Raw genomic sequence first — 9,600 nt, 5'->3', positions numbered from 1 at the left:
AAGCGGAAGAAAAAGGGGACAACATCATGTGGTTTACGAAAAAAAATCGAGTCGATGATGTCGCGAAACTGCTCGCCCATTCACCAGATTTCATGTGCCGGCGCATTCGATGTCAAGGAAAAATCGTTAACGTTTTATTTTTAAGTAATTTAATTAACCACGACCATCTCCAACAAAACGTTTTAGCGTTTATTCATGAACAAAAATATGTTTCGATTGATGAGCTTGCTCGTTGTTTGCCGGTTGGCGCAATACGTATATGTGAAACAGAAAAAGAAATGGCATCCGCTATACGTGACGGCTGGGCAGTTATCTCTATTGAAAAAGAGAAGCGTACGCTTGCTGTCAACATCGCTGAAAAAGTCGAACGGTCGCTTGAAAAAGCAGAAACGGAGTCGCTCGTTTTAGGACCGAAAATATCATTTACCGAGTCGATTGATACAAATATTCGCATTTTACGTCAAAACATTACAGATAAACATTTAGTAACGGAAAAAGTGGAAATTGGCGAACGCAACAAACTTGAAGTACGCGTCGTCTATATTCAAGACATTGCGGATGAAACGAACGTTCAAACCGTAAAACAACGACTATCGGAGTTGCGTATTGATGAGGTCATTGATAGCTCCGTATTAGCTCAACTGTTAGACGATCATGCATACACCATTTTTCCACAATATTTATTAACAGAACTTCCTGACCGATTAGCGTATAGCTTAATGAAAGGGCGCATCGGCATTTTTGTTGATCGCAGCCCGACGGTCATTGTTTGTCCGACGACGTTTTTTAGCTTTTTTGAAACGACGGAAGATATTTATTTACGTTGGACGATGAGCACGATTTTGCGCGCTGTTCGTATGCTCGGTATTTTTGCTTCTATCTTTTTATCGCCACTTTATGTCGCTGTCATTACGTATCATTATGAAGTCATCCCTTCTGCTTTGTTGTTGACGATTGGCGAATCGCGTTCACGTGTACCATTCCCTCCTGTGATTGAAGCGTTATTTCTTGAATTTATGATTGAGCTGTTGCGCGAAGCAGGCGCACGCTTGCCGACAAAAGTTGGTCAAACGATGGGTATCGTCGGCGGTATCGTTCTCGGACAAGCGGCGGTCGATGCGGGATTTACGAGCAACGTGCTCATTATTATCGTTGCATTAAGCGCGCTCGGTTCATTTACCGCACCAAGTTATGAAATGGGCGCAACGATTCGCATTTTACGCTTTCCGATCATTTTACTCGCGGCACTTTGGGGACTTGTTGGTATTTTTATTGGCGTGAGCCTTTTGCTTATTCATTTATTAAAGCTGACATCGCTTGGAAGACCATATTTGTCGCCTGTTTATCCGTTTCGTTTTGCGGATATGAAATATGCGCTCATTCGTTTGCCAATTAAATTTTATGGCGAACGTCCGAAGACGAACCGTCCAAAAAACTCTCGCCGCTTTTCATGGCGGGAAGCGATGAAACGAAAGGATTTGGATGAATGATGAAAACGCCACACGAACGGCTATCGATTAACGCTTATCTCGTTTTTTTCCTCGTTCATACCGCACAAATTGGACTTGGAATTGTCGGTGTGCAGCGCGTCATTTTCGTCGAAGCGCGTCAAGATGCGTGGATTGCTGTGTTGCTAAGCGGTCTATGGATTCATCTCGTCGTTTTCGTCATATATCAAACGTTAAAACAAACAGAGCACGACAACATTTTTTCGCTTCATACGTTCGTTTATGGTCGCGTGTTTGGCTGGATGGTGAATGCTGCAGTTGTCGTTTATTTTTTAATGGCATATACGTCCATTTTGCTCGGCTATGTTGAAATGGCGTTAACGTGGATGTATCCTGACTTTCCGCTTTGGGGCGGGGCGCTTATTTTAGTTGTGTTAACCGTATATGCACTATACGGCGGGGGATTTCGTCTCGTAGCAGGTGTCAGTTTTATCACATTTTTTATGGCGATTTGGATTGTTGTCGTCGTATTTCAACCGCTGAAATACGCGGAATGGATTCATTTATTGCCGATTTTTGAAGCGACGCCGAAACAAATGGCAAACGGCGTATTAAAAACAGCATATACGATGCTCGGGTTTGAAGTATTGTACATCATTTATCCATTTGTAAAAGAAAAACAACGCGCCCATCGTTACGCCCAACTTGGCGTTTTACTCACAACATTTCTCGTAGCTGTAGTGACCGTCATCGCCATCGCCTTTTTTAGCCCGAAGCAACTCGAAGTGACGATTTGGGCGTCGTTGTCGATGTTTACAATCATTAAATTTCCGTTTATTGAGCGATTTGAATATGTCGTCATTCCGCTTTGGCTTCTCGTCATTTTACCGAATTTACTTATGTTTATGTGGGCGATGACGCGTGGCGGAAAAGCGCTTTTTCACGTCAAACAAAAATATTTGCTTTTTGTTTTTGGGCCCATGTCTTTTTTTGTTGCCATTTTATTTAAACGAAGGGCAACGATTAACGAATTTATTGATCAAGTCGGATGGTACGGCTTTTGGTTAAGTTTCGTATATCCATTTATTTTGTATATGCTTGTCAAATACAAAGCATGGATGAGGGAGAAAAAACAATGAAATGGCTACTTATGTTTACATTATTGCTTTCTGGCTGTGTACAACCGCGCGTGTTAGAACGGCAAGGCATTATTACCGCTGCTGGGTTTGATAAAGAAGGAAAACAATATAAAGGGGCATCGGTCATGCTTTCGTTTCAAACGACCGGTTCGTCGATGTCGGAAGTCATTGAAGCGACAGATGTGACGAGCAAAGGGGTGCGTCAAGATTTAGAGGCACAAACGAGCCACGATTTAGGGTCAGGGCAAATTCGTGTCGCTGTATACGGAAAAGAACTAGCAGAAAAAGAAGGAATTTATCCATTAACAGATACGTTGCAGCGCGATGCGAATATTGGCTCGCTCGTTTATTTAGCTGTTGGCGATCCGAGTGCTGTTGATATTATCAAGAGTAAAAAAACGGAGGATACGCCTGATATCGGAACGTATTTGTATCGTCTAATTGAAAAAAATGCAAAAACAGAATCGGTATTAGCGGCAACGCTTCATGAATTTATTGCCCATTATTATGACGTAGGAAAAGACCCGACGTTACCATGTTTAACGTTGCGCGATGGGAAGCCGATTATTCAGCATGTCGCTTTATTTAAAGGCGATCGGTACGTTGGAAGGGCGAGTTTAGATGAAAGTTTTTATATTAAGTTATTAGCATCTGGACGTAACGTCGGCATTAAAGACGTCCCGTTGCTCGTTGATGACATTTCACCGCTTATCGTGAAAAAGCGTGGAAAAAAAGTGAATATCGTTTTAAATGAAATTCGTACAAAACGAAGCATCACACTCGTTCAGCAAAAACCAACTCCTCGCTTTCAAGCAAGCATTGAAATAGAAAGTGAAATATTAGAAACATCAACCAAGTTAAAACCGATTACAAAAGATAACGTCCACATTCTTGAACGAGCGATTGAGAAACAAATGAAAAAAGAAGTAGAGCGTGTATTACATAAATTAAAATCATACAAAACCGATCCGATCGGATTTGGGCAAATATATGACCATTCGGTGCGCAAGTTGCAACTGACGTCGAAACAATGGGATAAGTTGTATCAAGATACACAAATTGATGTCGATGTGAACGTATCGATTTTACGGACAGGAACAATTGACTAATTTGTATTTCTTCATGAAAAAATATTTTCAATTGTTGAACCATATGTTTTAATAAAGAGGGAGGGAAGAAAACAAAAAGCGAGGATTACAACATGAGTGAACAACAGTTTCTGTACCAACACCCTCCATTTGCGAAATGGAAGGCCGTTGGGCAACAGTTTGACCAATATGCCATTTTTTTTATTACGAATGAAGACGGAACGATTGTGTATATGGACGATTCGTTTATGAACCAGTTGTCACGTCGTTACGGAGTCGTCCAACAATTTGTTGACAGCGCCCATGAAGTTTTGGCTACATTACATACAAACGATGCGTGGCGTGGCAAAACCGTTGTCGATCATCGTCCTGCGTATATGCACGTATATTCGTTCCATTCGCACTTCATTTGGACAGGTTGCTTTTTATTCGATCACGATGATGCGGATATATTAACAGGTGTGCTATCGTACGATGCATTTAGCGACATGCTTCGTGCGCGCATGAATAAACGTGAGCCGTTTGCGTTATTATCGCTCAATTTAGATCGTTTTAAATTTATTAACGATTTAATTGGCTATGAGTGTGGGAACGAATTATTAAAACAAGTGGCCGAGCGTTTGCGGCGCTATGAAGGGAGCATCGTTGCAAGACAACATCGCGATCAATTTTTTCTCGCTTTTTATACGATTGATCGAAATGAACTACGTCGCATTATCGGCGACGTCATTCAACTATTTACGCCCCCATTTCAGCTGACTGACCAAGAGTTGACCGTGACGCCAAGCATCGGCGTAAGCGTCTTTCCTCATGATGCAACCGATTGGACGACGCTCATTTCATGTGCCGATTTGGCGCTTGAAATTGCGAAAGAAAACGGTGGAAATACGTATTGTTTTTATACGAACGAATTAAAAAAGACGAACGAAGAAAAATTGTACATTCAACATAGCATTCGCAAAGCGTTAAAGCAAAATGAGTTTACCGTTCACTATCAGCCGATTGTCGATATTCAAACAGGCAATATTGTTGCGGTTGAAGCGTTATTGCGGTGGTTCCACCCGAAGCGCGGTTGGATTTCACCAGCAACGTTTATTCCGATTGCCGAAGAAACGAACTTAATTCAGCCGCTCGGCGACTGGGTATTGCGCCAAGTATGTGAACAAAGTAAAGTTTGGAGAAAAAAAGGTCTGCCACATGTCCAAATAGGTGTAAATATATCCATTAAACAGTTTTTACAAGCCGATTTAGTCAAACATATTGAACATGTGTTGCACACGTACGATTTAGACCCATTTTGTTTAAAGTTAGAAATTACTGAAAGTATGGCGATGCATCACGTCGATTATGTGCTCGCTCAGTTGCAGTCGTTAAAAAATTTAGGATTGCAACTGGCTGTCGATGATTTTGGGACAGGCTATTCGTCATTAAATTATTTAAAAAAATTGCCAGTAGACATCATTAAAATCGACCGATCGTTTGTACAAGATATGGTGAAACATTCATACGATTTATCGATCGTTCGCGCTGTCATTGAAGTGGCGCACAGCTTGCAGATGAAAGTTGTTGCTGAAGGGGTTGAAACGGAACAACAGCTTGCGATTTTACAGCGAGAAGGATGCGACCGCGCCCAAGGCTACTACTTCAGCAAGCCCCTCTCTGCTGAACAATTTGAACAATTAATCCAACATAACAAAGGGCGATCTCATTAAGAGGCCGCCCCTTTTGTGTAATATAATAGAGTGTATAAATATGCTTGTTACTTTTCGAAGGAGGCTTGTCCTTATCGAAACGTTTTCCCGAACCGATGCGGACGTGCCCAATCGTACCTTTTCGCTTTCGGCTCGGCATCTTCTGGTGAAATGCCTGTATATGCTTGTAGTAATCGCTTCGCTTGAGACAACGGCATTTTAACAACAGGATTGCGATATGAATCGTCCAACGTACCGAGATGAGGCAAATGCTTGAAGTCTTCTTTTGTTGGAGGTATGTGGAAGTAATACGCACCGATCGCCACAAGCACATCCGATTTTTGTTGGCTGTACTTCGGATTTCGGGAAAAATGAAGCCCAACTTTTTTCGCTTTTCCTTCTTCGAGCATTTTTTCAATCGTTTTTTTCTTTAATAAATACAAGTAAGAAGGGTTTAAAGCTGTTTTCGCATGACGGTTGACAGTAAACAGCGCGACCGACAAATTTTCAACGGTGCATTCGACTGTTTCCATAATTTACTCAACTCCTTTTTATTTTGGTACACTTATATTATACACGATCGTTTATGTTTTTGGAAAATTTTCAATTTATTTTTTAGGGAGGTTGAACGTTGAAGTACGGTATTATTGATATTGGCTCAAATACGATGCGTCTTGTCATTTACGAACAAAGTAAAAGCGGTCGTTTGCGCGAGCGAGAAAACGTAAAAATTGCCGCTCGCTTGCGCAACTATTTAACTGAAGACGGTTGGTTCACGGAGGAAGGATTGCGCGTTCTTTTAGACGGGCTTCTTACGTTTCAAGATGTGACGCGCTTCCATCGGTTGCACGATGTGAAATGTGTCGCAACGGCAACGATTCGTCAAGCGCGCAATCGCGACGATATCGTTCGTATCGTTGCGGAACGAACGGATTTTCACATTCGTATTTTATCCGAATATGAAGAAGCATACTACGGTTTTTTAGCTGTCATTCAATCGACATCGTTTTATGAAGGAATTACGATTGATATTGGTGGGGGAAGTACGGAAGTAACGTATTTTTACAATCGCGAACTTGTCGACTATCATAGTTTTCCGTTTGGTGCGCTATCTTTAAAGCGTGAATTTGTCGCTGGAAACGTGCCAACCGATGAAGAACTACAAACGTTACGAGCATACGTCGAAAAACAATTTCAGTCGCTTCCGTGGCTCAAACAACGTCGCTTGCCGATCATTGCGATTGGTGGAAGCGCCCGCAACGTCGTCCAAGTACATCAAATGTTGCAAAACTACCCGATTGCCGGCATTCATCAATATGAAATGAATCGTGAGCATATTGTGCAAGTAAAAAAATATTTGCGCGCGCTTACATTTGAACAACTTCAAAAAGTGGAGGCGTTATCGAAAGATCGGGCTGATTTAATTATTCCAGCTGTCGAAGTGTTCCAAACGTTATACGAAACGGTCGATGCGACGATGTTTATTTTAAGTCGAAAAGGATTGCGCGACGGCATTTTTTACGAACAGTTTGGACCGATTATTTTTCCCAGCGTATTAGATGAAAGTTTTTTTGAATTGGCCCAAGACTACGAAGTGAATACAAATCATGTGCAGCACGTATTAAAGCTAGTTATCCAATTGTTTGAACAAATGCGTTCGCTCTCCCTTTTCCCATTGACAGGCGAAGACCTCGTTCTATTAAAACGCGCAACCCACGTGTTTTATTTAGGACAATATGTCGATGAAGAAGCGAGCAGCCAACATACGTTTTACCTTTTAGCTAATCGAACGATTGACGGATTAAGCCATCGCGATCGTGTGCAATTAGCACTTGTTGCTTCATTTAAAAATAAAACGTTGTTTAAACAATACGTCCAGCCGTTTCATTCGTGGTTTACTCGTGCAGAACAAAAAAAGCTTCGTTTTCTTGGTGCGCTATTAAAATTTGCTTATAGCTTAAACGACACGAAGCGAAATATCGTCAACCGCCTGCAACTCGAACTTCAACAAGAAACGCTCGTCATACACATTTTTTGCAGTCAATCGTTTAAGGCGGAGGAGTATCAAGCAGAAAAACATAAAAAGCATGTGGAAAAAATGTTAAAACGCCCGATTCAATTACAGTTTCATTTGGAGGGATGAGAATGGATTTTAGTCATCCGCGTTATTACAACAACCGCGAATTAAGTTGGCTAGCGTTCAACGAGCGCGTCTTGCAGGAGGCGATGGACGAACGCAATCCGTTATTAGAACGATTGAAATTTTTAGCGATTTTCAGCTCGAATTTAGATGAGTTTTTCATGGTGCGCGTCGCTGGCTTAAAAGATCAAGTGAAGGCTGGTTTTAATAAGCCAGAAAATAAAGCAGGACTAACGCCGAAAGAACAGTTGAAAAAAATTGCGAAAAAAACGCATGAGCTCGTTCGGTTGCAGTACGACATGTACAACCGAACGTTATTGCCGATGTTGCATGAGGAAGGGGTATATTTGCTTGCGCCAAACGAATGGAGCGATGAGCAACGAACATACTTGCAAACGTATTTTATGAAAAATATTTTTCCTGTGTTAACGCCGATGGCTGTTGATGCGTATCGTCCGTTTCCGATGTTGTTAAACAAAAGCTTAAATTTAGCAATCGTCCTTGAAGATGATGAAGAAGATGATGACGATCGAAAAAAATTAGCGATTGTACAAGTGCCTGCTGTGTTACGTCGTTTCATTCCTTTGCCTACACATAGCGACACGCACGCTTATGCGCTATTAGAAGATGTCATTACGACATTTATTTATACGTTATTTAAAGGATACACCGTTTCATCCGTCACACAATTTCGCATTACACGCAACGCAGATTTAACGATTCATGAAGAAGGGGCACGCGATTTATTAAAAGAAATTGAAAAAGAGTTAAAAAAGCGAAAATGGGGCGCTGCGATTCGACTAGAAATGAGCAAAAAAGGATTTGACGAATGGGTGCTCGACTATTTATTAGATGAGCTAGAAATTCATGAAAAAGATGTGTACAAAATTGACGGACCCATTGATTTAACGTTTTTATTTTCGTTTTATCATGAAGTGGCGCGATACAAAGAACATTTAATTTTTGAAACGCTCATTCCACAACCGCCAAAGGATTTAGATGATGACGAAGACATATTTGAAAAAGCGAAAGAGCACGATTTATTATTTCATCATCCGTATGAGTCGTTTGAACCTGTCATCGATTTCATTTCTGATGCGGCAGATGACCCGGATGTGTTAGCCATTAAACAGACGCTATATCGTGTGAGTGGTGATTCACCGATTATTGAAGCGTTAAAGCGTGCGGCGGAAAACGGGAAACAAGTGACCGTTCTCGTTGAATTAAAAGCGCGGTTTGACGAAGAAAATAACGTCCAATGGGCGAAAGAGCTTGAAAAAGCAGGTTGCCACGTCATTTATGGCATGACGCATTTAAAAACGCATAGTAAAATTACGTTAATTGTTCGGCAAAAACAAGGAAAAATTGAACGGTTCGTTCATTTAGGAACAGGCAACTATAACGATGCGACTGCGAAAGTGTATACGGACTTCGGCTTTATTACAGCAAACGAGCAATTTGGAGAAGATGCGACAAATTTCTTCAATTATTTAAGCGGTTATATGGAAAAGCCACCGTTTCATCATTTATCCGTCGCCCCGTTTGATTTACGGCAACAATTTTTACAACTCATTGATGAAGAAATTCGTTACCATAAACAATACGGTGACGGTCGCATTATCGCGAAAATGAACTCGCTGACAGATAAACAGCTCATCATGAAGCTATATGAAGCGTCGCAAGCGGGGGTACAAATTGATTTAATTGTGCGCGGCATTTGTTGTTTACGTCCACAAATTGAAGGAGTAAGTGAAAATATTCGCGTTCGCAGCATCGTCGGGCGCTTTTTAGAACATAGTCGTGTCTATTATTTTCACCATCACGGACAAGCGCGCGTCTTTTTATCGTCTGCCGACTGGATGACGCGCAATATGGATCGGCGCATTGAAATTTTGTTCCCGATTTTCCGTCAAGAATTAAAAGAGCGACTCATTGAGGTGCTACACATTTTGCTTTCTGATAACGTCAAAGCGCGTGAACAAGATGAACATGGGGAATATCATTATGTGAAACGAAAAGATGGAGAAGAAGAAATCGACAGCCAAATGATATTGTTTCAAATGGCTTACGATGTTGCAGATGATGAAGAATGAG

At 41.3% G+C, this 9,600-nt stretch carries 7 protein-coding genes; 6 read left to right on the top strand and 1 reads right to left on the bottom strand.

All coding sequences use genetic code 11. The features are described 5' to 3' along the window. Positions 1-26: 26 nt before the first annotated feature. The 4 genes from HNQ84_RS00870 to HNQ84_RS00855 all read left to right on the top strand — a co-directional run bounded on the left by HNQ84_RS00870 (position 27) and on the right by HNQ84_RS00855 (position 5,387). Positions 27-1,490 carry a spore germination protein gene (locus tag HNQ84_RS00870; protein WP_435620824.1) on the top strand — a complete coding sequence of 488 codons (1,464 nt, stop codon included), beginning with the start codon at positions 27-29 and terminating at the stop codon, positions 1,488-1,490. Continuing rightward, entirely contained in the window at positions 1,487-2,587 is a 1,101-nt protein-coding gene (locus tag HNQ84_RS00865) for a GerAB/ArcD/ProY family transporter (RefSeq protein WP_435620823.1), read from the top strand. Before HNQ84_RS00870 ends, HNQ84_RS00865 begins: the two co-directional genes overlap by 4 nt. Continuing rightward, positions 2,584-3,696 (top strand): Ger(x)C family spore germination protein, encoded by a 1,113-nt coding sequence (locus tag HNQ84_RS00860; RefSeq protein ID WP_435620822.1) that lies wholly within the window; start codon positions 2,584-2,586, stop codon positions 3,694-3,696. Before HNQ84_RS00865 ends, HNQ84_RS00860 begins: the two co-directional genes overlap by 4 nt. 92 nt (positions 3,697-3,788) lie before the next feature. Beyond that, positions 3,789-5,387 (top strand): putative bifunctional diguanylate cyclase/phosphodiesterase, encoded by a 1,599-nt coding sequence (locus tag HNQ84_RS00855; protein ID WP_435620821.1) that lies wholly within the window; start codon positions 3,789-3,791, stop codon positions 5,385-5,387. Positions 5,388-5,458: 71 nt separating this feature from the next. Here HNQ84_RS00855 and HNQ84_RS00850 read toward each other — a convergent pair whose 3' ends face one another. Further along, positions 5,459-5,899 (bottom strand): YkyB family protein, encoded by a 441-nt coding sequence (locus HNQ84_RS00850; protein WP_183239993.1) that lies wholly within the window; start codon positions 5,897-5,899, stop codon positions 5,459-5,461. A 98-nt stretch (positions 5,900-5,997) separates the two neighbouring features. On the opposite strand from HNQ84_RS00850, the gene HNQ84_RS00845 reads away from it, so the two are divergent. Both HNQ84_RS00845 and HNQ84_RS00840 read left to right on the top strand, forming a co-directional pair. Then, a complete protein-coding gene (locus HNQ84_RS00845; protein ID WP_435620820.1) occupies positions 5,998-7,509 on the top strand; it encodes a Ppx/GppA phosphatase family protein in 1,512 nt (503 codons plus the stop codon). Positions 7,510-7,511: 2 nt separating this feature from the next. Beyond that, a complete protein-coding gene (locus tag HNQ84_RS00840) occupies positions 7,512-9,599 on the top strand; it encodes an RNA degradosome polyphosphate kinase (RefSeq protein WP_435620819.1) in 2,088 nt (695 codons plus the stop codon). The last annotated feature ends 1 nt before the right edge of the window (position 9,600 follow it).

The sequence above is a fragment of the Anoxybacillus eryuanensis genome, from assembly GCF_051200995.1.
GTDB lineage: Bacteria > Bacillota > Bacilli > Bacillales > Anoxybacillaceae > Anoxybacillus > Anoxybacillus tengchongensis.
Note: the sequence above shows the minus strand (reverse complement) of the source record. Positions and strands in the feature narration are given on the sequence as shown.